Raw genomic sequence first — 21,901 nt, 5'->3', positions numbered from 1 at the left:
GCCTTTTCCAGTGTCAGGCTTCGGGATGGTTTTCTTCCGAACCCTTTTGTCCAGACCTCACTGCTGCAAAGAGCAGTCATGAGTTCGCCCCCGCATCGCCTGGCACAGCACTTCTCCCTCCCCTGCTTGCAGGGGAGGGTTGGGGAGGGGTGATGGGTGCTCGGGATCGTGTTGCTATTGGCGGGTTGAGCTGCTCGCGCACCTCAACCCGCCATCAACTCAGCCGAGCTTCTGCGTCTGCTCGCGCAACGCGTTGAGCTGCACGCCCCAGTCGGTGATGCGCTGACGTTCCTGTGCCACGACTTCAGCGGGTGCGTTGGCGACGAAGTTGGCGTTGCCGAGTTTGCCTTCGCATTTCTTGATCTCGCTTTCGATGCGGCCGATTTCCTTGGCGAGGCGTGTCTTTTCGGCGCTGAGGTCGATGAGGCCGGCGAGTGGAATCAGTACGCGCATGGAGCCGACGATGGCTGCGGCTGCGGCAGGTTCATCGGCGCCGGAGGTGATCCACTGCGGTACTTCCACGCGGGCGAGGAAGCTGATTTGTGCAGCGAATTTGGCGGAGCGTGAGCGATCGGTGGCGTCGCCGTCGGCGAGTAGCAGGGGGATGGTTTTGCCGGGGGGAATGTTCATTTCGGCGCGGATGCGGCGGATGCCGCTGAGCACGTTCTTGAACCATTCGATTTCGGCAGTGGCGGCTTCGTCGGTGGGGATGTCGCTCGCCTTCGGCCACGGGCGCTGCAAGACGCCTTCGGCCTTGATGCCGAGTTTGGGTGCAACCGACTGCCAGATTTCTTCGGTGATGAAGGGCACGATGGGATGCAGTGCGCGCAGCACCGTTTCGAGTACCACCAGCAAGGTGTGGCGGGTCGATGCGGCGGCCGTTGCATCGTCGCCATTCAACGCGGGCTTCGACAGTTCGAGGAACCAGTCGCAGAACTCGTTCCAGGTGAATTCGTACAGCGCCTGTGCGAGCAGGTCGAAGCGGTAAGTGACGAAGTGCTGTTCCACCTCGACCAGGGTCTGCTTGAGGTGGGTGAGGATCCAGCGTTCCGCTTCGGTCGCCGGTGCGGCGGGCGCGGGCGGCAGCTCGCCTTCGGGCAGATTCATCAGCACGAAGCGTGCGGCGTTCCATAGCTTGTTGCAGAACGCCTTGTAACCTTCGGCGCGCTTGATGTCGAAGTTGATGGTGCGGCTGTAGCTGGCCAGCGCGGCGAAGGTGAAGCGCAGCGCGTCGGTGCCGATGGCGGGAATGCCGGTCGGGTAATCCTTGCGGATGCGCTTTTCGACTTTCTCGCGCACCTGTGGAATCAGCAGCGACTTGGTGGACTTCTCCACCAGCGGCTCCAGCTCGATACCGTCGATCAGGTCCAGCGGGTCCAGGGTATTGCCCTTGGACTTGGACATTTTCTGGCCTTCAGCATCGCGCACGATGGCGTTGATGTAGACCTCGCGGAACGGCACTTTACCGGTGAAGTATTTGGTCGCCATCACCATGCGCGCGACCCAGAAGAAGATGATGTCGAAGCCAGTCACCAGCACGGCGCTGGGCAGGAAGATTTTGTCGGTCTCCCAGTTGGCGACGATCTCGCCGCGCTCGTTCTTCACTGGACCGTTGGCCGGCCAGCCGAGCGTGGAGAACGGCCACAGCGCCGAGCTGAACCAGGTGTCCAGCACGTCATCATCCTGCTTGAGCGCGCCGACCGGCATGACGGTGGCGTGCTTGCGCGCATCAGCCTCGTCTTCGCCGACGAAGATGTTGCCCGCTTCGTCGTACCACGCCGGGATGCGATGGCCCCACCACAGCTGGCGGCTGATGCACCAGTCCTGGATGTTGTCGAGCCATTGCGTGTAGGTGGTGCTCCAGTTTTCCGGCACGAACTTGACCTCACCCGAGCGCACGGCATCGAGCGCGGGTTCGGTGATCGCTTTGCGGCCACCGGGGCGGCCATCCTTCTGGACGTCCGAAGTGAGATCGACGAACCACTGATCGGTCAGCATCGGCTCGATCACCGCGTCGGAACGCTGGCTCACCGGCACCTGCAGCTTGTGCGGCTTGGTTTCGACCAGCAGGCCCTGGGCCTCAAGATCGGCAAGCACGACCTTGCGCGCTTCGTAGCGATCCATGCCCTGATACTTGGCCGGTGCGTTGCCATTGACCTTGGCTTCGAGCGTGAAAATCTCGATCGGCGTCAGGCCATGGCGCTGGCCGATGGCGTAGTCGTTGAAGTCGTGCGCGGGTGTGATCTTCACGCAGCCGGTGCCGAAGTCTTTGTCGACATAGTCGTCGGCGATCACTGGAATCTGGCGGCCGCTCAACGGCAAGGTAAGCATCTTGCCGATCAGGTGCTGGTAGCGCTCGTCATCCGGATGCACGGCGACGGCGACGTCGCCCAGCATGGTTTCCGGACGCGTGGTGGCGACCACGACACTCTCGTCACTGCCCGTCACCGGATAGCGGATCGACCACATATGGCCATCGCGCTCGACGTTGTTCACTTCGAGATCCGACACGGCCGTACCCAGCACCGGGTCCCAGTTCACCAGGCGGTTGCCGCGATAGATCAGGCCGGCGCGATACCACTCCACAAACACCTTGCGCACCGCGAGCGAGAGACCCTCGTCCATGGTGAAGCGCTCGCGCGACCAGTCGGCGGCGACGCCGAGGCGGCGCATTTGGTTGGTGATGGTGGAGCCGGATTCTTCCTTCCACTGCCACACACGCTCGACGAACGGCTCGCGGCCCAGGTCGTGGCGCGTTTTGCCTTCGGCGGCGAGCTGGTTCTCCACGATCTTCTGCGTGGCGATGCCGGCGTGATCGGTGCCCACCTGCCACAGCGTGTTCATGCCGCGCATGCGCTGGTAGCGGATCAGCATGTCCATCACCGTCTGCTGGAAGGCGTGACCCATATGCAAGGTGCCGGTGACGTTCGGCGGTGGCAGCAGGATGCAGTACGGCTCGCCATGCCCCGACGGCTGAAAGTCGCCGCTGGCCTCCCAGCGTGCGTACCACTTCGACTCGATCTGTTGGGGCTCGAAACTCTTGTCCATCGGGGGCTCGTCATTGCGCGCCAGGAAGGGGCGCGGGTGGGCATTCAAAGGAGACGATTGTACGGGGCGGGGCCGGGGCTGCCAAAACGCGGCCGGCCGCGCCCATCAGCGTAGATGGGGGTGCGGCACGCCGATTGCACCCCGGAAAGCCGGGCGGAGCCCCGCCCGGCGCGAGCGCTCAGGCCGTCGCGGCGAGGCCCGGCGCCTCGGCGGGGTCGGGCTGCGAGGCCTGCATGTCGGCGATGCGGATCAGGATGTGGGCGAACAGCAGGTTCAACGGCAGGCTGACCAGATCCGACGCGATGCTCAAGGTGTTGACGGTGAGCAGTTCGTCGACCTTCTCGGCATGCAGGCTCAGCCGCAGCATGGCGTTGCCGATGAAGCAGGTGGCGAGCCACAGGCCCCACCACAGGGGCAGTTCGCGCGGCGCCGTCGTGCGGTCCCAGTCATAGGGGTCGGCGCTGGCGCGCCAGATTTCGCTCATGGCCTGATAGGGCTTGACCAGGTTCGCGAAGGGAATGAAGTGCCAGCCCACCGCCCAGCCTGGAGTGAAGGACAGTCCGCTCGCGCCCAGCGCGCGCGTATTGGCGGCGGCGCGGTGGATCCACATGCCGGCCAGCACATAGACCACCAGAAGCAGGCCCACCGGTGGGATTGCGATCAGCCGGGTCCAGAAGTCGCTGCTGGCCGCCTGAGCCTGGATGGCCTCGGCATTGTCGGCCGTCATATAGGCCACCCGGCGCAGCACCGTGCGCTGATAGTGATTGCCGAACAGCGAGACGACGTCCATGGCGGCTAGCATGTAAAGCAGTCGGCACAGCCACGTCGTCCGCGAGTCCAGGCTGCGGTACGTGTATTCCATGATGTGACTCCCCAAGCCCCCTGTCGGGCAGGAGGATCATCCGGCACTCAGTCCGGTGTTGTCGAATCCGTGTCCTGGGCAGATGCCACCCACTCGCCGCCCCAGCTTGCTGGATCGACATCGTCGATGCTTTCGGAAAAGGTCCAGACATGCCCGCCGGGGTCGACGGCCGAATACTGGCGTTCGCCGTAGGGATGACTCACGGGTGGTCCGAGGACTTTGGCGCCCGCAGCCTGGGCTTGTGCGAAATGTGCATCAGCGTTGGTGACGCGGACCATGACCGAATACGTCGCCTGCGTGGAGCGCTCGGGGCCGGCGTCGGTGATCACGATGGCGCCGTCGCCGTAGAGCAGCTGGATACGGTGGTCGGCGATGCGTAGCCGTTCGCGGAAGCCGAAGGCTTTGCACAACCATTCGGCTGCCTGTGTAACGTCGGCATAGCCAAGTACCGGAATGATGGTGCTTGCGGGTATGGAGCGGTTGCGGCGCATGGTCATACCTCGATCGTCGTGGCTAAGGCAGTAGTTCGATATCGAGGCGCGCTACCCGCTTTCAGTTTTTGCGCAACGTGCGCCCGTAGGCGTGCACCTCGTCCACCAACACCTTCACGTGTTCCGGATCGACTTCCGGCGTGATGCCGTGGCCGAGGTTGAATACGTGGCCGGGATGGTTGCCGTAGCTGTCCAGCACGGCACGCGCTTCGCGGCGAATGGTGTCGGGATTCGAGCGCAGCACTGCGGGGTCGAGATTACCCTGCAAGGCAACGCGGCCCGCGACCGCCTGGCGGGCGTCGTCGAGGTCGATGGTCCAGTCCACACCGAGGGCAGCACAGCCGGTGTCGGCCATGGTGGCAAGGTGCCGGCCGGCACCTTTGGAGAACAGGATCACTGGCAGTTCGCGCGCCTGCGGGTCGGCCTTCAGTGCTTCGACCACCCTGGCCATATAGCGCAGCGAGAACTCGCGGAATGCGGCCAGGCCGAGCAGACCGCCCCAGGTGTCGAACACCATCAGCGCCTGCGCACCGGCGGCGGCCTGGGCGATGAGGTAAGCGGCGACGGATTGCGCCAGCGTGTCGAGCAGCTGGTGGGCGAGCTTGGGCTCGTTCCAGCACATGGCTTTCAGCGTGGCGAAGTCACGCGAGCCCTGGCCTTCCACCATGTAGCAGGCCAGCGTCCACGGACTGCCGGAGAAACCGATCAGCGGCACGCGGCCGTGCAACTCGCGACGGATCAGGCGCACGGCATCCATCACATAGCGCAGCTCGCCTTCCATATCAGGCACGCCGAGCTTGTCGATGTCGGCCTTGTTGCGCACCGGATGGGCGAACTGCGGGCCCTCGCCGTGGGCAAAGCTGAGGCCCAGACCCATGGCGTCAGGAATGGTGAGGATGTCGGAGAACAGGATCGCCGCGTCCAGCTCGAAGCGTTCCAGCGGCTGCAAGGTGACTTCGCAGGCCAGCTCGGGGTTCTGCGCCAGCGCCATGAAGCTGCCAGCGCGCGCGCGGGTGGCGCGGTATTCCGGCAGATAGCGGCCGGCCTGGCGCATGACCCAGATCGGGGTGGTGTCGGTCGGCTCCCGGCGCAGTGCGCGCAGGAAGCGGTCGTTTTTCAAAACATCGGTCATTTCAACGTCCGTACGGGCCTTCCTGGCCCTGGCTGAACATCACGCGGAAGCCGCGCTTGATCTGGGCATCGCGCGCTTTCTCGAAAGCGGCGATGGCATCGTCGCGCTCCAGGAATTGCTCGCGCTTGAGCGTGGCCTTGCCACCCTGCACGCCGGATTCGCGATATAGCGTCCAGCCGCCGAGCAGGTCCTGCTCCAGCACGATCTGGACATAACGTGGCGCTTCGCTGTTAGCGGGCGCGGTTTGCAGGTAGAGGCGCATGGAAGGCAGTGTGATGGGCGCGGCACGGCGTGCCGCAGGCCACGTATTCTAGGAGGCCGGGCTGTTTGTAGCGAGTGCGGGGGTGACGCAGGCGTATCCGGGCGTGATCAGGCCCCGGTGGCGTTCTTAAGCGTGGCCAGTACCGGTGCTTCGTTCACGCCACCAACGATTTCCGCCTTGCCGATGCCGTGCCACAGAATCAGCCGCAGCGTTCCCGCGGTGTTCTTCTTGTCCAGTCGCATCAGGGCCAGCAGCTGCTCCGGGTCCATGCCCTGCGGAATCGCCGTGGGCAGATTCAGCCTGGCAAGCAGCCGGTGCAGACGTGCCGTGTCGGCTGCCTGGCTCATGCCCAGGCGCTCGGACAATTGCGCTGCCAGTACCATGCCGACCGCCACACCTTCGCCATGCAGCAGGGTGGTGTACTTGCCGGCGGTTTCCAGCGCATGGCCGAACGTGTGGCCGAGGTTGAGCAGGGCACGCTCGCCTTGCTCGGTTTCGTCACGCGCGACTACGCCGGCTTTGTAGCGCACCTTGCGCGCGATGGCTTCGATCAACGGGCCTTTCTCGCGCGCGGCGAGGGCATCGGCGTGCTGCTCCAGCCATTCGAAGAAAGGCAGGTCGCCAATCGCCGCACCCTTCACCACCTCGGCCAGGCCAGCGCGGTATTCGCGATCAGGCAGGCTGGCAAGGGTGTCGATGTCGGCCACTACCGCGCGCGGCTGATGGAAAGCACCGACCAGGTTCTTGCCCGCCGGCAAGTTCACGCCGGTCTTGCCGCCGACGGAAGAATCGACCATCGCCAACAGCGTGGTCGGCATCTGGATGAAATCGATGCCGCGCATCCAGCACGCCGCGCTGAAGCCCGCGAGGTCGCCTACGACGCCGCCGCCCAGCGCAATCACGCAGGCATCGCGCGTGGCGCCGAGCAAGGCAAGGGCATCGAGCGCGAGGCCGACGTTGGCGAAGGTCTTGTGCGCTTCGCCGTCATCGAGCAGGAACGATGACCAGCGCAGGCCATCCAGGCCTTTCGCCACACGGTCCAGATACAGCGGTGCCACGGTGGTGTTGCTGATTACCAGCACATGCTTGCCGCGCAGGGCACTGCGCCAGCGCGCATGGTCATCGAGCAGCCCCTGGCCGATCCAGACGGGGTAGCTTCGTTCGCCGAGGGCGACGTCGATATGGCGAGGGTTCGGAGTGTCAGTCATGGTCATGCGGCATGTTGGCGCTGCCAGTGCGCATCGATCAGCGCGATGCTGTGTTCACTGGCTTCGTGGATGAGTTCGTATTCGCCGGGAATGATCAGGTCGGCGATCTCTTGGTAGATCGATGTGCGTGCGAGCGCCATGGCTTCCAGCTTGGCGCGGCGGTCCTCGCCGGCCAGCAATGGACGGCTGCGATCCCGGGCGAGGCGATCGAGCTGCTGCTCTACCGTAGCCTGCAGCCACAGCACATAGCCGCGCTCCATCAACAGGCGCCGGTTGGCCGGGTCGAGCACCGCGCCGGCGCCGGTGGCAAGGACCACACCCTGGCGCACACTGCATTCTTCCAGCAGCGTACTCTCGCGGCGGCGGAACCCGGCCTCGCCTTCCAGCTCAAACACCGTGCTCACGCTAGCCCCGCAATGCCGCTCGATTTCCTGGTCGAGATCGACAAAAGGCAGCCCATAATGCGCGGCCAGGCGTCGACCGATCGACGTCTTGCCGGCGCCGGTCGGGCCGACGATGAACAGGTTGCACGAAGGATTCATATGCCGACTTTAACAGCAGGTCCGACATGACCGAACGGGTTCTGTTGGCCGGATGCGGTGATCTGGGCCAGCGTGTGGCGCAGCGTTTGCTGGCGCGTGGCGATGAAGTATGGGCACTGCGGCGGCGCCCACCAGCGAGTGATGGCAGCGGTATCCGCTGGCTCGCCGGCGATCTGACCCGGGCAGCTTCGCTGATTGATTTGCCGCTCGGGATTACCCAGCTGGTGTATTCGCCAACACCCGATGCGCGCGACGAAGCCGCCTATCGCGCGGTGTTCGGTGATGGCTTGCAGCATCTTCTGAGTGCTGTCCACCGTGATGCATTGAAGCGAGTGCTGTTCGTCTCATCCAGCGCCGTCTACGGCGAACACGGCGATGCCTGGGTCGACGAAAACACACCCACAGATCCACCGGGTTTCAACGGTCAGGTATTGCTCGCCGCGGAACGCTGGCTCGCCGCGCAAACGCTACCCTCGACATCGCTGCGCCTGGCCGGCCTCTACGGCCCCGGCCGTCTCCAACTAATCGACCGCCTGCGCGCCAATCAGGCACACGTCCCACGCAGCACACCGCACTGGTCCAACCGCATCCACATCGACGATGCCGCGTCGGCCATCGCCCACCTGCTCATGCAGACAAACCTGCAATCGCTATACCTCGGCGTCGACGACACACCGCTGCCGATGGATGTCCTCTACGACCATCTCGCCACGCTCATCGGCGCACCACCACCCACCGAAGGCCCCGCTCCCGCAGGCATCGGCAGCAAACGCCTGAGCAACGCGCGCCTGCACGCCAGCGGTTTCCAATTCCGCTGGCCGGATGCGCGTGATGGCTACCGGGCCTTGTTGTAGGCTGCGGACCAGCTACCCACATCAGGACGATACGGCATGGATCGCACAGCAATGCGGCAACGTTTCGAGCAGATGAGCGATGAGGAGTTGTTGCGCCGCTATCACTCGGGCGATATGACCGAGGACGCCATGACCATTGCCGCCGACGAATTGCGTGCGCGACAGTTGTACGAAGCGCCAGTATCTGACGATGGTCAGGATGAAGTTTGGGAGGACGGCGAGCCCGAGTCATTCCTTGACCCAGCCGATTTGGTCAGCCTCGAATCCCTGCTCGATACCGACGACGCCCGCGCTGTGTTTTACCAGCTCGCAGCGGAAGGTATTGCAGCAACCACTTATGCCACCGTTCCCGCTCAAGCCAATCCACGCATTTCAGGTGGCTTCGGCGGCGTGCGTTTCCTGGTTGCCGAAAAGGATCTGCCGCGAGCCACCGAAGTCCTGCATGCCTATCGCCGCGGCGACTATGCCTTGAGTGAAGATGAAGACCCCAGTGAGGGCTGAACGATAAGGCTGAGAAGAGCGCGCTCCCGACGCCTGACACTGGAAAAGGCGTAGCTACAGAGCACACCGCCCGCTCTTCAGGCCATTTCTCTTTGGTTACTTTCTCTTTGGGCCAGCAAAGAGAAAGTGACCCGGACCGCGGCAGCGGTTCGGAAGCCCGCGGCAGGCGAGCCAGGGCACGCTGACCCGACAATCGAAGCGCACCACTACTGGATGATTCGCTCCGCTCACCCCTTCGGGGCCGCCCACTAGGGCGTTCTTCGCGCTGCGCGCTCGTCCTGCCTACGCAGGGATGACGAAGTAGAGACGGTAAGCCGAGCACCCACCCCTCACCCCAACCCTCTCCCCGGAAGGGAGAGGGAGCAGAGCGCGCCAGGACCAGCGATAGATGCCGCCACCTCCCCGCCATGGGACGATCCCACTACCACCCAACCCAAGGCCTCCAACCATGCCCACCCCCATCCAACCCGCCTTCGTCAGCACCACCAACGAAATCCCCGGCTACCGCATCATCCGCCCGTTGGGCATCGTGCGCGGCATCACCGTGCGTTCGCGCAGCGTGATCGGCAACCTCGGCGCGGCGCTGCAGACACTGGTAGGTGGCAACATCTCGATCTACACCGAGCTGTGCGAGAAAGCGCGCGAGGAAGCCTTCGAACTGATGCTGCAGCACGCCGCTGAGCATGGAGCCAACGCAGTGATCGCCATGCGCTATGACGCCAACGACGTGGCCGAAGGTGTGACCGAAGTGCTTGCCTATGGCACCGCGGTGCTGGTGGAGCCGGCTGGCTGAATTTCTTGACGCCGCCTTGACGTTGCCGCGCTGCGGCTTGCCGTCAGGCCCTACGCATGGACAGACTGGCCGTTCGGGGGAGCGTCGCCGCGCCGCCTGCGCGGCTTGCCGGAGGTCATGCCATGTCGGTAGCCAAGATCATCGAGATCAGTTCCTCGTCCACCAAAGGTCTGGAGGACGCCGTGAAGGAAGGATTGAAGAAGACGGCCAAGACGGTGAAGCACATCAAGGGAGCATGGGTGAACGACATCAAAGTGCTCACCGACGACAAAGGCGCCGTGACCGAATGGCGCGTCAATATGCGCGTCAATTTCGTCATCGAATAACGGCAGCGGCAAGGCGGTGTCGTGCCGGCGACCCGCCGGCCGGCACGGTGCGCGTTCGCCGATATCAGAAGTGGCTGAGCCCGGTCACATGCCGCTGCGTGTCGTATTCCACGCAACTGTCGGCGAGCGCGGGCAAGGTGGCGAGGGCGTGGCGGCTGAGGCGCTCGTAATGGGCGAGGAAACGCGCCATGGCCTCGGCATCCATCGCCAGTGGCGCGTGCCGTGCCAGCAGTTCTTCTTCCTGCTGGCTGCGCCATTCGCGGATCACATCCCAGTTGGGCGCTTGCAGCACGATCAAGGCATCGAGCTTGCGCCATAGCGGCTGGTAGGCGCGCAGTTGTTTGTTGACCCAATGGCGCCAGACGCCGTCGGGATCTTCGTTGCGCTCCAGCTCGTTGACCGGATCTTCCAGGGCGGCTTGCAGCTGCGGACGGACGCCCAGCGCCCAGCCTTCCAGGATGACCAACCTCGGCGGCCGCGCGACCTTGGGCCAGCGCGACGGCGGCACACGCGTATCGCGGCCTTTGTCGAAACGCGGATAAGGCACCGGCAGTTTTTCGGATGCCTGGGGCAGGGCGGCCAGCACCGACATCAGCAGTTCGATTTCATGGGTGCCGGGTACACCGCGGGTACGCAGCAGCGGGTGGATCTGGTGGGCCAGCACGTCGCGCTCGCTGCGGCTGTAATAGAAATCGTCCAGCGACAGCACCTCGGTCGGCCAGCCGCGCGCCTCGGCCTGGGCCTTCATTTCCCGCGCCAGCGTGCTCTTGCCGCTGCCTTGCAGGCCGGACAGGCCAAGCAGGTAGGGGCGTTTGGAGCGGGCGATGCGCCCTGCGTACTGGTCGAGCAAGTGGCCCGCCAGGGTCGAATTCTGCGTGCTAGCATCGTTAACCATCCGCGCATGATGGCGCGCGGCGGCCACGATTCAAGACCCATGCTGAAACCTGAGATCCTCGACACCTTCCTGCAACTGCTGGACGACGCCCGTGCGGGCAGCGATCCGGAACCCACCGCCATGAGCCTCTCCACCGTCGATAGCGCCGGCCGGGTGAGCTCACGCATCGTGCTATTGAAGGGGGCCGACGAGCGCGGCTTCCGCTTCTACACCAACTATCAGAGCGACAAAGCCACGCAAGTGGAGGCGCATGCCCAGGTGGCGCTGTGCTTCCACTGGAAGATCCTGCGTGAAGGCGTGCAGGTGCGTGTGGAAGGTGTAGCTCGCAAACTGCGGGACGAGGAGTCCGACGCCTACTTCGCCAGTCGCCCGCGGCTGAGCCAGATCGGCGCCTGGGCCTCACTGCAATCGCAGACCTTGCCGGACCGCGAGACCTTCGAGCAGCGCGTGGCGCGCTATGAACACGAGTTTGAAGGCCGCGACGTCACGCGCCCGCCACACTGGGGCGGTTATGTGGTGGAGCCGGACATGGTGGAGTTCTGGTACGGCGCCGAGTTCCGCCTGCACGAGCGGGTACGCTGGAGCCGCCATGGCCAGACCTGGACCAGCCGCATGCTCTATCCCTGAGGACGCTGTCATGAGCCGAGCCACGCCCGCCCAGCACGTCGCGCAAACCGGCTTCACCGTGCATACGCGCGGCCGCGGCTTCAGCGAGATCAGCGACAAGGTGGGCGAGATCGTTTCGGCCAGCAGCGTGCAGACCGGCATCGCTCATGTGTTCACCGCGCACACCAGTTGCTCGCTGCTGATCAGCGAGAACGCCGACCCCGCAGTGCGCGCGGACTTGGAGCGCTGGCTCACCCGCGCCGTGCCGGACGGCGACAGCATCTTCCAGCACGACGCCGAAGGGCCGGACGACATGCCGGCTCACGTGCGCTCCATCCTTACCGGCGTCAGCCTTACCGTGCCGGTGCACGGCGGCAAATTGCAGCTCGGCACCTGGCAGGGGCTCTATCTGTGGGAGCACCGTGTCGACCCTCACCAGCGCAAGGTCACCGTGACGGTGCTGGGGCACTGAAGGTAAGTGAGGAGAGGTAGGGCGTGAGAAAAGAGTAGTTAGTCGCCATACTCATTTCTTACTTCGTCTTCGCGTTTCTCCCCATGCCCGATCACTTTCCCAGCCGCATCGTCTGTCTTACCGAAGAACCCACCGAAGTGCTGTATGCGCTCGGGGAAGAGCACCGCATCGTCGGCATCTCCGGTTTCACCGTGCGGCCGGCACGGGCACGCAAGGAGAAGCCGAAGGTCTCGGCCTTCACCAGCGCCAAGATCGGCGATATTCTGAAACTGGAACCCGATCTGGTTATCGGCTTCTCGGACATCCAGGCCGACATTGCGCGCGAGCTGATCAAGGCCGGCGTGGAGGTGTGGATCAGCAACCATCGCAGCGTGGACGGCATCCTCGCCTATATCCGACGGCTTGGTGCCATGGTCGGTGCGACGGAGAAGGCCGAGGCGTATGCGCGCAAGGCCGAGCAGCACATCGAAGCGATCCGCGCGGCGGCGGAGGCGTTGCCGCAGCGGCCGAAGGTGTATTTCGAGGAATGGGACGATCCGCTGATCACCGGCATCCGCTGGGTGGCAGAGCTGGTACGCATCGCCGGTGGCGATGACGTGTTTCCGCATCAGGCCGGCGAGTCATTGGCCAAGCACCGCATTCTTGAAGACGTTGGGGAAGTGGTGCGGCAGGCGCCCGACATCATCTTCGGCTCCTGGTGCGGCAAGCGCTTCCGCCCGGAGCGGGTCGCGACACGGCCGGGTTGGGAAGCGATTCCCGCTGTGCGCAACGGTGACCTCTACGAGATCAAATCGCCGATCATCCTGCAGCCCGGCCCGGCCGCGCTGTTCGACGGCCTCGACGCCATCCACGGACACATCGCCGCATGGGCCGGACGGCAAGCGTAGGAGAGTCCTCAGCGGCGAGGCAGGCAGGGCGCGGTAATACGCTCGATCTGCGCGCTTTCCGAAGCGGAAGGGCTGAAGCTCGCATTCAACGGCTGGCCACCGGGTTTCGGATTGTCCTGAGTCCATTGAAGGGTCGCGCCGCTCTTGCCCAGGGCGCGCGCGGCACTTGCCGCTGTTCCGGTCTGGCGAGCAAGCCTGGAAAGACCGAATACGAAGGACATTGGGGCGTCGGCGGGTTCGCTGGTGTACCAGCCGCCGACTTTCGCGGCGGGAAGCTGTTGGTCTCCGATGCGCAAATGCGCTGAAGCGCGTTGTGCAGCTGGCGCACCGGGGCCTTCATAGGCATCGAGATCGAAGTCGGCCAAGCGCTCGCCGGGCAGCCATAGCTGCAACGTGAGTGCGCCGCCGTTGCCTTGCGTGCAGACAAGCGTGAGCCGCGCCGGACGGTCGCCTTGCGCTGTTTGGATGTGGCCCCGCACGGTGACCCGCGGCGGATCGACGGGCGCGGCGATCAGAATGACCGGGAAGGCGAGCAGGGCGAGCAGTGGTCGAATGCGCATCACCATGTCCCTTCCTTTCGACTCAGCCGCCCAAGGCCATGGTGCTGCCCAGATTGGCGAGCGGCGCCACCAGCAGGATGCGTGCAAGCACCAGCGCGATCATCACCACCCATGGCGAAAAATCCAGCATGCCCACCACCAGCTTGCCGCGCAGCGGACGCAGCAGGGGATTCACCAGGCTGCTGATCAGGCGCAGTACCGGATGCTGGCGATCGGCCTGGATCAGGCTCGTCAGCGACCAGACAAAGATCAGCACCAGATAGAAGATCAATACAAAGTCGATCAGATCGGCCAGCGAAAGCAGCAGCAAGCCACCGATGCCGGGCGCGATGCCAAGCAAGGCAAACTGCAGCGCCCGCTTGATCAGCATCAGCAGCCATGCCACCAGCAGCGCGGCCAGATTGATTCGCCGCCAGTTGGGCAACAGCTTCCGGATCGGTGCCAGCACCGGATTGGTATAGCGGTAGACGAACTGGCTGAGCGGATTGTTGAAGTCGACGCGGCAGGCTTCGGCCAGCAGGCGCAGCACGAACAGCGTCGCTACGGCGCCGAAGAGCAGGTCGATCAGAAACGAAAAAGCATTGAGCAGGTAAGTCACGAGGCGTTATCCAGAGCGGCGGCCATATCGACGCCGCGTTGAGTGGCCGCGGCAACGGCGCGGGAGACAATACGCGGCAGGCCGTCGCTGGCAAAGCTCTCCAGTGCGGCCTGCGTGGTGCCGTTGGGCGAAGTGACGCGCCGACGCAGCTCGCCGGGATCCTCGCTACTTTCCGCCAGCATGCGGCCCGCGCCGAGACAGGTTTGTGCGGCCAGCGCGCGCGCCGTCTCGCGCGGCATGCCCTGCGCCACGGCGGCATCTTCCAGCGCCTCCACCAGCGCGAAGAAATACGCTGGCCCCGAACCGGAAATGGCCGTCACCGTATCCATCAACGCTTCGTCGTGGATCCACTGCGTTAGCCCCACCGCATCCAGAATGTGCTGCGCCTGCGCCCGCTGCGGCGGACTCACCCGTGCATTGGCATACAGACCCGTCGCACCGGCGCCGATCAGGGCAGGGGTGTTGGGCATGCAGCGCACGATAGGAAGCAACGCACCGAACCAGCGCTCCAGCTGATCCACACGCACACCCGCGGCAATCGAAATCAACATCGGGCGATTGCGCTGCAAGGTATCGCGCAACTCTCCCTGCAGCGCCGGCATGATCTGGGGCTTCACCGCCAACACCAGCACCTGCGCTTCCGCTGCCGCCAGCCGGCTCTCCGCGAAACAAGCCACCCCGAAATCCCGCCCCAGCTCCTGCCGCGCATCCGCCCGCGGCTCCGCCACCGTCATGGCCGACGCCGGGATACCGGTCTTCAACAAGCCGCCGATCAAACTGCGCGCCATATTGCCGCCGCCGATAAAAGCGATACGTGTCATGCGGGTTCCTCACCAAATCAGATCCATACCTTACCGGAGAGGAGGGTGAAGGCGGAGCAGAGGGAAGGTTGTCGCAAGAGCGTTACCCCTCCCCAACCCTCCCCTGTCCCACGGGACTAGCTGCGCGTCGCAAGCAGGGGAGGGAGCTAGCTCTGCGCGGCGGTGAAGGCTAGACGATCAGGTCGAGAAGAAAACATTCCCGACGTCTGACACTGGAAAAGGCGTCGCTACAGAGCGCGCCGCAAGCCCTTCAGGCCATTTCTCTTTGGTCACTTTCTCTTTGGGCCAGCAAAGAGAAAGTGACCCGGACCGCGGCAGCGGTTCGGAAGCGCGCGGCAGGCGAGCCCGGGCACGCAAACGCGACAGCCGAGCTGCAAGGCACTGGATGACCAGCTTCGCTGTTGTGAAGCGCCTCCGGCCTTCGCCGGAATGACGAGTAGGGGCGTATCTCAAGAGCGCCCCTCACCCCAGCCCTCTCCCCAAAGGGGAGAGGGAGTAAAAAGCGCGCACCCCCACACTTCTGCAACCCCGTCATCACTTTCAGCGATACCCCAGACGAAAGACTGGTCCCGCCGCCCTTGCCACGAGTAGTATCGGCGCGCTGCAAGGGGAATCGGGGTTTTCACAGTTCGGGTTGCATCCGGGCGCTGCACAGCGCCGCCTGCGCCCACCCCCACCGAAGCGGCGACCGCACCGTGCCACCTGATGATCGGTTGAAGGGGAACCTGATGGATATCGCCGAACTGCTTGCCTTCTCGGTGAAGAACAAGGCTTCGGACTTGCATTTGTCCGCCGGCCTGCCGCCGATGATCCGCGTGGATGGCGATGTACGCCGCATCAACATTCCCGCGCTGGAGCACAAGCAGGTCCACTCGCTGATCTACGACATCATGTCGGACAAGCAGCGTCGCGACTACGAAGAATTCCTCGAGGTCGACTTCTCGTTCGAGATTCCCGGCCTGGCCCGATTCCGCGTCAACGCGTTCAACCAGAACCGCGGTGCCGGTGCGGTGTTCCGTACCATTCCGTCCGAAGTGCTGACCCTGGAAGACCTGGGCGCGCCGCGCATCTTCCGCGAGCTGATCGAGCAGCCACAAGGCTTGATCCTGGTCACCGGGCCCACCGGTTCGGGCAAGTCGACCACGCTGGCGGCGATGGTCGATCACATCAACAAGAACGAATACGGCCACCTCCTGACCATCGAGGATCCGATCGAATTCGTGCATACCTCGCAGAAGTGCCTGGTCAACCAACGCGAGGTGCATCGCGACACGCACGGCTTCAACGAGGCGCTGCGCTCCGCGCTGCGTGAAGATCCGGACTTCATCCTGGTGGGTGAGTTGCGCGACCTGGAAACCATCCGCCTGGCGTTGACCGCCGCGGAAACCGGTCACTTGGTGTTCGGCACCCTGCATACCAGTTCGGCAGCCAAGACTATCGACCGCATCATCGACGTGTTCCCCTCGGGCGAAAAACCGATGGTGCGCTCGATGCTGTCCGAGTCGCTGCGCGCGGTGATTTCGCAGTCGCTGCTGAAGAAGGTAGGCGGTGGCCGTATGGCGGCGCACGAAATCATGGTTGGCATTCCGGCGATCCGTAACCTGATCCGTGAGGACAAGGTGGCGCAGATGTATTCGTCGATCCAGACCGGTCAGCAGTACGGTATGCAAACGCTCGATCAGAACCTGCAGGATCTGGTGAAGCGTGGCCTGGTGACCCGCCAGCAGGCGGCGAGCTATGCCAAGAACAAGGATGTCTTCAAATAAGCGGTGGTTGGTCGTGTTGAATCCAGAGGGTCCGTGCCATGAGTGATTTCGATTTCACCTCGTTCCTGAAGCTGATGGTGCACAAAAAGGCATCGGACCTGTTCATCACAGCCGGTGTCGCGCCTTCGATGAAGGTGCAGGGACGCATCGTGCCGATCACGCAGAGCCCGCTCTCCGCGCAGCAGTCGCGCGACATGGTGCTCAACGTGATGACGCCCTCGCAGCGCGAGGAGTTCGAGAAAACCCACGAGTGCCAGTTCGCCATCTCGGCGCAGGGCGTGGGCCGCTTCCGTGTGTCCTGCTTCTACCAGCGCAATTGCGTGGGCATGGTGTTGCGTCGGATCGAGTCGAAGATCCCGACCATCGAAGAGTTGAGCCTGCCGCCGGTGATCAAGCAGCTGGCGATGACCAAGCGCGGCATCATCATCTTCGTGGGCGGCACCGGTACCGGTAAGTCGACCTCGCTGGCGTCGATGATCGGCTACCGCAACGCGAACTCGACTGGCCACATCATCACTATCGAAGACCCGATCGAATACGTGCACAAGCACGAGGGATGCATCATCACCCAGCGTGAGCTGGGCATCGATACCGACAGTTGGGAAAACGCGCTGAAGAACACCCTGCGTCAGGCACCCGATGTGATCATGATCGGTGAGGTGCGTACGCGCGAGACGATGGAACACGCGATCAACTTCTCCGAAACCGGTCACCTGTGCTTGTGCACGCTGCATGCGAACAACGCCAACCAGGCAATGGACCGCATCCTGCACTTCTTCCCGGAAGATCGCCGCCAACAGTTGTTCATGGACTTGTCGCTGAACCTCAAGGGCGTGGTCGCGCAGCAGCTGATTCCCACGCCGGACGGCAAGGCGCGTCGCGTGGCCGTCGAGGTGCTGCTGGGTACACCGCTGGTGCAGGACTACATCCGCCAGGGCGAGATCCACAAGCTCAAGGAAGTGATGAAGGAATCCACCAACCTTGGTATGAAGACCTTCGACCAGAGTCTGGTCGAGCTCTATCACGCCGGCGAGATCTCCTACGAAGACGCGCTTCGGCACGCCGACAGCTCCAACGAGGTGCGCCTGCGCATCAAGCTGGCGCAGGGTGGCGATGCGCATACGCTGTCGCAGGGCCTGGACGGCGTGGAGCTGGAAGAAACCCGCGACTCGCAGAACTTCGGCGGCGGCCTATTGCAGCGCTGATCGGGGTCGGAAATTTTTCACGAAAGAAAAGAAAGGAGCCCAATGGGCTCCTTTCTTTTTGGGTGAAGCGATGGGTGCGTTTACTTCACAGCATCGCTGACGGTGAGGCCGCCGGTATCGACGCTCTTCACGCCTTTCACTGCCTTGGCGACTTGCTCGATCTTGACCTTCTCCATCGCGCTGTTGGCGGTGCCGGTGATGCTCACCATGCCGTCCGTGGTGGTGACCGACAGGTCGCTGCTCTTGATGCCCTTGGTGGTGGCCAGCTCGGATTTCACTTTGGTCGTGATCCAGGCATCGGCCGCCTTGCCGGGCACGGTCTGTTGTTCCGCGGCGGATTTCTGCATGGCGCCGGCGTCCTGCGCGGTGAGCTGGGCGAACGGCATGGCGGCGAGGCACACGGCCAGGCCGGCGGCGAGGGTCTTGCGGGTGAGGGTGGTGATTCGCATGGCACTCTCCTGAAGTGTGGGGACGCTGTCCGGAGAGACAGTCGGGCGCGGCGGCCACGCCGCATCCGGGATGCATACCAACACTTCGCCGATGAATCCCGCTTGGCCGGAGGGTGATGCTGTTCAGTGCGCGATCGCGATTGCGCAGAGGGCGTCACGGCGAAGTAATCAGGATGTTTCGCAAAAGCTTACGTCAAACTTGCGCCGACCAACTAGGCCTTTTCGTACATGGGCTTAGGTGATTTTGCGCTGCACAATCAAGCCATTACCTGTGACATGGTTAGGAAATTTCGGTTACGAATTCGTTGTGCTTCGTAGTTTGTTGCGCTATACAGCCCGCTGCTCTTTGGGCTGGACGGTGACAGAAGGGGGGCTCGTTGCAGGCCCGCGTACGTGGTTTTCCGTCCAGAAGCGAAGTTGATCTTCTCTGAGCAGGGTCCCCCCAGGACTCGCAAAACCCACATCCCCGGTCCGTAAATGCTTGCGGATCATGTGTTGCAAACAAGTTGATGGGAGTACAACTCGTGAGTTATTTCGCTGCTTTTACGAAGCGGCCTAAGGGACGTTCGTCCCTGGCCCTGGCCGTTGCCCTTGCCCTGGCAAGCACCGGCGCCCTTGCTCAGTCCAACATCACCGGCTCGATCTTCGGTCAGGTTGCCGCCCAGGCTGGCAACACCGTTGAGATCAAGAACGTCGACACCGGCCTGACCCGCTCGACCGCGATCGACGACTCTGGCCGCTACCGCTTCAGCTCGCTGCCGACCGGTCGCTACCAGGTCACCCTGAAGAACAACGGCTCCAATGTCAGCACCCGCGACAACGTGGAGCTGAGCATCGCTGGCGGTACGGAGGTCTCGTTCGGTGGCGCTACCGCTGCTGCTGACGCCGCGAAGAACCTGGATGGCGTTTCGGTGGTGGCCTCGGCCCTGCCGGCGATCGACGTGTCCTCGGTCGACACCCGCACCGTGCTGACCTCCGAGCAGTTGGCCAAGTTGCCGATCGCGCGTGACATCGGCGCTGCTGCGCTGCTGGCACCGAGCGTGGTCGCCAACTCGAGCTATGGCGTGCCGAGCTTCGGTGGTGCGGCCTCGTCCGAGAACGCCTACTTCATCAACGGCTATGCCGTGACCAACCCGCTGACCTCGATCGGCTTCACCCAGCTGCCGTTCGATGCGATCGACCAGCAGCAGGTGCTGACCGGCGGCTATGGCGCCGAGTTCGGTCGCTCCACCGGCGGCGTGATCAACATCGTCACCAAGCGCGGCAGCAACCAGACCAAGGGTGGCATCTACTCCATCTGGGAACCGGAAGCGCTGCGCGCCAGCCCGCGCAACAACTACTTCCCCAAGACCGGCGCGGTAACCAACGCGGGCACCGACGGTACGCTGTACCAGTACCGCAACAAGACCCAGTACTGGAAGTCGACCGTAGGTGCCTACCTCAGCGGCGCGCTGATCAAGGATCGCCTGTTCTACTACGTCGACGCAGAAGTGAATCGTCAGGAAGGCCGCAGCGTGCTGTCTTTCTCGAACTCCGCTGCAGCTGCCTCACGCATCGGCAATAACGACTACACCTACAAGATCCCGCGCTGGACCGCGAAGATCGACTGGAACATCACCGACAACCACATCCTCGAATTCACGGGTGTGTCGGACAAGACTCAGTACACCTCGAGCCGTTCCAGCTTTGACTACAACACGTTGACCCATGGCAACACCAAGACCGGCGGCGTCTACACCAAGGAAGGCGGCGATCTGTACATCGGCAAGTACACCGGTTACATCACCGATGACCTGACGGTGTCGGCGCTGTATGGCACGCAGAAGATCAATCACGTCCAGATCAACGACGGTTACGATCCGAACTGCCCGTTTATCTCGGTACCTTCGGGTACCAGCGCTCCTGGCCAGGTCTACAACACCTGTCAGACCGCTGTGACCTCGACCATTCCGCTCGATGGCGCCAACGACAAGACCAAGGGCTGGCGCCTGGACGTCGAGTATCGCCTCGGTAGCCACGACATCCGTTTCGGTTACGACGCGCAGAACGCCAAGTCATTCACCGGCAAGAAGTACGCTGGCGACTACGCCTGGATCTACGGCAAGCAGACCAACCCGAACGCCCCGCTGGATGCCAGCCTCGGCGTGATCGGTACGCCGGCTGCGGCGGGCGGCCTGGGTAAGCAGGGCTACTACGTCAACAAGGCCTATAACACCCAGAGTGCAGGTGTCGAGACCGATCAGGCGGCTCAGTTCATCGAAGACCGCTGGCAGATCAACGACCGCTGGTTGCTGTCGGTGGGCCTGCGCAACGAGCAGTTCACCAACTACAACAAGAATGGCGAGGCTTACATCAAGCAGCGTCACCAGTTGGCTCCGCGTATCGGTGCGTCGTGGGATGTGTTCGGCGACTCCAGCCTGAAGGTGTTCGCCAACGCGGGTCGTTACCATCTGGCCATTCCGAACAATGCTGCCGTGCGCAGCGTGTCGGGCTCGTTGATCACCAACCAGTACTTCACCTACACCGGCGTCGATCCAAATACGGGTGTCCCTCAGGGGCTGAGCCCGATCACGGTCGATCCGACCAGCAAGTACATCTGCGCCAACACCGGTGGCGTTTCCTCCAACCTCGAGTGTGGCCAGGCGCCGGACCCGCGTACGGTGGCAGCGAAGAACATCCGTTCGCATTACCAGGATGAGTACATCCTCGGCATGGAGCAGCAGATCAGCCCCGCCTTCAACTGGGGCGCCAAGTTGACCTACCGCAAGCTGATGAGTGCGATCGACGACACTTGCGTTCCGGCGCTGGGCGGCCGTTGCCTCACCTTCAATCCGGGTACGGGCAACACCTTCGACTTCCTGCAGCCGGACGGCAGCATCGTCACCAAGCACTTCAGCAAGGAAGAGCTTGGCCTGCCGGATCTGAAGCGCAAGTACTACGCCGTCGATCTGTTCGTCGAGCATCCGTTCGCCGACAAGTGGTACGGCAAGCTCGAGTACACCTTCTCGCGCAACTACGGCAACACCGAAGGCCAGCTGGCTTCCGACCTGGATACCGGCGCGGGCGGCCAGACCGACGTGTCGCGTACGCAGGACTGGGATCTGGTGCAGCTGATGGTGGGCTCCAATGGCGTGCTGCCGAACCACCGTGCGCATCAGCTCAAGGCGTTCGGCTACTACCAGTTCACGTCTGAGTGGCGCGCTGGTGCCACGCTGATCGCGGCCTCGGGTCGTCCGAAGAACTGCACCAGCTACTACCCGACTGCCGACAAGGGCCTGTACAACAGTTCTACGTACTGGTTCTGCGGTCTGCCGGGCCAGGCTGGCTACGGGATCTCGCCGCGCGGCTCGCACGGCACCACTCCGTGGACCTATCAGCTGAACCTCAACGTGGCTTACACGCCGGGTTGGATGGATAACAAGCTGACCCTGCAGCTCGACGCGATCAACGTACTGAACCGCCAGACGGCGACGATGTACAACTACCGTTACGCGACGAACCGCACCACGGTGAATCCGCTGTACGGTCGTGAGCTGAACTACACGGATCCGCGTTACTTCCGTATCACCGCCCGCTACGACTTCTAAGCGGGACGAGGAGCCGGCGCCTGGCGACGGCTCCTC

At 63.5% G+C, this 21,901-nt stretch carries 22 protein-coding genes; 10 read left to right on the top strand and 12 right to left on the bottom strand.

The features are described from left to right. Positions 1-219: 219 nt before the first annotated feature. From BM338_RS10785 to BM338_RS10755, 7 genes are all read right to left on the bottom strand, one after another. On the bottom strand, positions 220-3,048 hold the full coding sequence (locus BM338_RS10785) for a valine--tRNA ligase (protein ID WP_090450872.1): 2,829 nt from the start codon (positions 3,046-3,048) through the stop codon (positions 220-222). 178 nt (positions 3,049-3,226) lie between these two features. Next, positions 3,227-3,910 carry a DUF4328 domain-containing protein gene (locus BM338_RS10780; RefSeq protein WP_090450871.1) on the bottom strand — a complete coding sequence of 228 codons (684 nt, stop codon included), beginning with the start codon at positions 3,908-3,910 and terminating at the stop codon, positions 3,227-3,229. A 47-nt stretch (positions 3,911-3,957) separates the two neighbouring features. Further along, complete coding sequence (locus BM338_RS10775; RefSeq protein WP_255367265.1) at positions 3,958-4,407, bottom strand: VOC family protein; 450 nt, start codon at positions 4,405-4,407, stop codon at positions 3,958-3,960. A gap of 55 nt (positions 4,408-4,462) precedes the next feature. Continuing rightward, positions 4,463-5,533, bottom strand: a complete 1,071-nt coding sequence (gene hemE / locus BM338_RS10770; protein ID WP_090450870.1) for a uroporphyrinogen decarboxylase — start codon at positions 5,531-5,533, stop codon at positions 4,463-4,465. Between the two features lies 1 nt (position 5,534). Further along, positions 5,535-5,795 (bottom strand): WGR domain-containing protein, encoded by a 261-nt coding sequence (locus BM338_RS10765; protein WP_090450869.1) that lies wholly within the window; start codon positions 5,793-5,795, stop codon positions 5,535-5,537. Positions 5,796-5,902: 107 nt separating this feature from the next. Then, on the bottom strand, positions 5,903-7,003 hold the full coding sequence (gene aroB, locus BM338_RS10760) for a 3-dehydroquinate synthase (RefSeq protein ID WP_090450868.1): 1,101 nt from the start codon (positions 7,001-7,003) through the stop codon (positions 5,903-5,905). Positions 7,004-7,005: 2 nt separating this feature from the next. Further along, positions 7,006-7,545, bottom strand: a complete 540-nt coding sequence (locus BM338_RS10755) for a shikimate kinase (protein ID WP_090450867.1) — start codon at positions 7,543-7,545, stop codon at positions 7,006-7,008. A gap of 26 nt (positions 7,546-7,571) precedes the next feature. On the opposite strand from BM338_RS10755, the gene BM338_RS10750 reads away from it, so the two are divergent. From BM338_RS10750 to BM338_RS10735, 4 genes are all read left to right on the top strand, one after another. Then, on the top strand, positions 7,572-8,399 hold the full coding sequence (locus BM338_RS10750) for an SDR family oxidoreductase (RefSeq protein WP_090450866.1): 828 nt from the start codon (positions 7,572-7,574) through the stop codon (positions 8,397-8,399). A 36-nt stretch (positions 8,400-8,435) separates the two neighbouring features. Continuing rightward, positions 8,436-8,900, top strand: coding sequence for a hypothetical protein (locus BM338_RS10745; protein WP_143109284.1), 465 nt, complete (start codon positions 8,436-8,438; stop codon positions 8,898-8,900). Positions 8,901-9,348: 448 nt separating this feature from the next. After that, positions 9,349-9,693, top strand: coding sequence for a YbjQ family protein (locus BM338_RS10740; RefSeq protein WP_090450864.1), 345 nt, complete (start codon positions 9,349-9,351; stop codon positions 9,691-9,693). Between the two features lie 122 nt (positions 9,694-9,815). Next, on the top strand, positions 9,816-10,019 hold the full coding sequence (locus BM338_RS10735) for a dodecin family protein (RefSeq protein ID WP_090450863.1): 204 nt from the start codon (positions 9,816-9,818) through the stop codon (positions 10,017-10,019). A 64-nt stretch (positions 10,020-10,083) separates the two neighbouring features. On the opposite strand, the gene BM338_RS10730 is transcribed toward BM338_RS10735, so the two are convergent. Then, on the bottom strand, positions 10,084-10,914 hold the full coding sequence (locus BM338_RS10730; RefSeq protein WP_090451252.1) for a kinase: 831 nt from the start codon (positions 10,912-10,914) through the stop codon (positions 10,084-10,086). Positions 10,915-10,953: 39 nt separating this feature from the next. Between BM338_RS10730 and pdxH the strand changes: the two genes are divergently transcribed. The 3 genes from pdxH to BM338_RS10715 all read left to right on the top strand — a co-directional run bounded on the left by pdxH (position 10,954) and on the right by BM338_RS10715 (position 12,879). Then, a complete protein-coding gene (pdxH, locus tag BM338_RS10725) occupies positions 10,954-11,541 on the top strand; it encodes a pyridoxamine 5'-phosphate oxidase (RefSeq protein ID WP_090450862.1) in 588 nt (195 codons plus the stop codon). Positions 11,542-11,551: 10 nt separating this feature from the next. Further along, complete coding sequence (locus BM338_RS10720; RefSeq protein WP_090450861.1) at positions 11,552-11,992, top strand: secondary thiamine-phosphate synthase enzyme YjbQ; 441 nt, start codon at positions 11,552-11,554, stop codon at positions 11,990-11,992. 83 nt (positions 11,993-12,075) lie between these two features. Further along, complete coding sequence (locus tag BM338_RS10715) at positions 12,076-12,879, top strand: cobalamin-binding protein (protein WP_090450860.1); 804 nt, start codon at positions 12,076-12,078, stop codon at positions 12,877-12,879. A gap of 8 nt (positions 12,880-12,887) precedes the next feature. Here the strand turns inward: BM338_RS10715 and BM338_RS10710 are convergent, their stop codons facing one another. From BM338_RS10710 to proC, 3 genes are read right to left on the bottom strand one after another with little or no spacing between them, the layout of a single operon-like run. Further along, positions 12,888-13,445, bottom strand: a complete 558-nt coding sequence (locus tag BM338_RS10710; RefSeq protein WP_090450859.1) for a hypothetical protein — start codon at positions 13,443-13,445, stop codon at positions 12,888-12,890. A 16-nt stretch (positions 13,446-13,461) separates the two neighbouring features. Beyond that, positions 13,462-14,037, bottom strand: a complete 576-nt coding sequence (locus tag BM338_RS10705) for a YggT family protein (RefSeq protein WP_090450858.1) — start codon at positions 14,035-14,037, stop codon at positions 13,462-13,464. After that, on the bottom strand, positions 14,034-14,858 hold the full coding sequence (gene proC, locus BM338_RS10700) for a pyrroline-5-carboxylate reductase (RefSeq protein WP_090450857.1): 825 nt from the start codon (positions 14,856-14,858) through the stop codon (positions 14,034-14,036). The genes BM338_RS10705 and proC overlap by 4 nt, the downstream gene beginning before the upstream one ends. A 728-nt stretch (positions 14,859-15,586) precedes the next feature. On the opposite strand from proC, the gene BM338_RS10695 reads away from it, so the two are divergent. Together BM338_RS10695 and BM338_RS10690 are read left to right on the top strand one after the other, a co-directional pair. Then, the gene (locus BM338_RS10695; RefSeq protein ID WP_090450856.1) at positions 15,587-16,624 is read left to right on the top strand and encodes a type IV pilus twitching motility protein PilT; all 1,038 of its coding nucleotides are present in this window, start codon (positions 15,587-15,589) and stop codon (positions 16,622-16,624) included. Positions 16,625-16,662: 38 nt separating this feature from the next. After that, positions 16,663-17,829 carry a PilT/PilU family type 4a pilus ATPase gene (locus BM338_RS10690; RefSeq protein WP_090450855.1) on the top strand — a complete coding sequence of 389 codons (1,167 nt, stop codon included), beginning with the start codon at positions 16,663-16,665 and terminating at the stop codon, positions 17,827-17,829. Positions 17,830-17,909: 80 nt separating this feature from the next. Here BM338_RS10690 and BM338_RS10685 read toward each other — a convergent pair whose 3' ends face one another. After that, positions 17,910-18,278, bottom strand: a complete 369-nt coding sequence (locus BM338_RS10685) for a BON domain-containing protein (RefSeq protein WP_090450854.1) — start codon at positions 18,276-18,278, stop codon at positions 17,910-17,912. Between the two features lie 524 nt (positions 18,279-18,802). Here BM338_RS10685 and BM338_RS10680 point away from each other — a divergent pair. Beyond that, the gene (locus BM338_RS10680) at positions 18,803-21,865 is read left to right on the top strand and encodes a TonB-dependent receptor (protein ID WP_255367264.1); all 3,063 of its coding nucleotides are present in this window, start codon (positions 18,803-18,805) and stop codon (positions 21,863-21,865) included. Positions 21,866-21,901 lie beyond the last annotated feature (36 nt).

Origin of the sequence: Dyella sp. OK004 (assembly GCF_900114495.1) — a bacterium.
GTDB lineage: Bacteria > Pseudomonadota > Gammaproteobacteria > Xanthomonadales > Rhodanobacteraceae > Dyella_D.
Note: the sequence above shows the minus strand (reverse complement) of the source record. Positions and strands in the feature narration are given on the sequence as shown.

Coding starts and splice junctions, on each gene's coding strand:
- BM338_RS10765 (WP_090450869.1), bottom strand. CDS start 5,795: ATGCGCCTCTACCTGCAAACCGCGCCCGCTAACAGCGAAGCGCCACGT.
- proC (WP_090450857.1), bottom strand. CDS start 14,858: ATGACACGTATCGCTTTTATCGGCGGCGGCAATATGGCGCGCAGTTTG.
- hemE (WP_090450870.1), bottom strand. CDS start 5,533: ATGACCGATGTTTTGAAAAACGACCGCTTCCTGCGCGCACTGCGCCGG.
- BM338_RS10755 (WP_090450867.1), bottom strand. CDS start 7,545: ATGAATCCTTCGTGCAACCTGTTCATCGTCGGCCCGACCGGCGCCGGC.
- BM338_RS10685 (WP_090450854.1), bottom strand. CDS start 18,278: ATGCGAATCACCACCCTCACCCGCAAGACCCTCGCCGCCGGCCTGGCC.
- BM338_RS10695 (WP_090450856.1), top strand. CDS start 15,587: ATGGATATCGCCGAACTGCTTGCCTTCTCGGTGAAGAACAAGGCTTCG.
- BM338_RS10690 (WP_090450855.1), top strand. CDS start 16,663: ATGAGTGATTTCGATTTCACCTCGTTCCTGAAGCTGATGGTGCACAAA.
- BM338_RS10710 (WP_090450859.1), bottom strand. CDS start 13,445: ATGGTGATGCGCATTCGACCACTGCTCGCCCTGCTCGCCTTCCCGGTC.
- aroB (WP_090450868.1), bottom strand. CDS start 7,003: ATGACTGACACTCCGAACCCTCGCCATATCGACGTCGCCCTCGGCGAA.
- BM338_RS10750 (WP_090450866.1), top strand. CDS start 7,572: ATGACCGAACGGGTTCTGTTGGCCGGATGCGGTGATCTGGGCCAGCGT.
- BM338_RS10720 (WP_090450861.1), top strand. CDS start 11,552: ATGAGCCGAGCCACGCCCGCCCAGCACGTCGCGCAAACCGGCTTCACC.
- BM338_RS10780 (WP_090450871.1), bottom strand. CDS start 3,910: ATGGAATACACGTACCGCAGCCTGGACTCGCGGACGACGTGGCTGTGC.
- pdxH (WP_090450862.1), top strand. CDS start 10,954: ATGCTGAAACCTGAGATCCTCGACACCTTCCTGCAACTGCTGGACGAC.
- BM338_RS10785 (WP_090450872.1), bottom strand. CDS start 3,048: ATGGACAAGAGTTTCGAGCCCCAACAGATCGAGTCGAAGTGGTACGCA.
- BM338_RS10740 (WP_090450864.1), top strand. CDS start 9,349: ATGCCCACCCCCATCCAACCCGCCTTCGTCAGCACCACCAACGAAATC.
- BM338_RS10735 (WP_090450863.1), top strand. CDS start 9,816: ATGTCGGTAGCCAAGATCATCGAGATCAGTTCCTCGTCCACCAAAGGT.
- BM338_RS10745 (WP_143109284.1), top strand. CDS start 8,436: ATGGATCGCACAGCAATGCGGCAACGTTTCGAGCAGATGAGCGATGAG.
- BM338_RS10775 (WP_255367265.1), bottom strand. CDS start 4,407: ATGACCATGCGCCGCAACCGCTCCATACCCGCAAGCACCATCATTCCG.
- BM338_RS10715 (WP_090450860.1), top strand. CDS start 12,076: ATGCCCGATCACTTTCCCAGCCGCATCGTCTGTCTTACCGAAGAACCC.
- BM338_RS10730 (WP_090451252.1), bottom strand. CDS start 10,914: ATGGTTAACGATGCTAGCACGCAGAATTCGACCCTGGCGGGCCACTTG.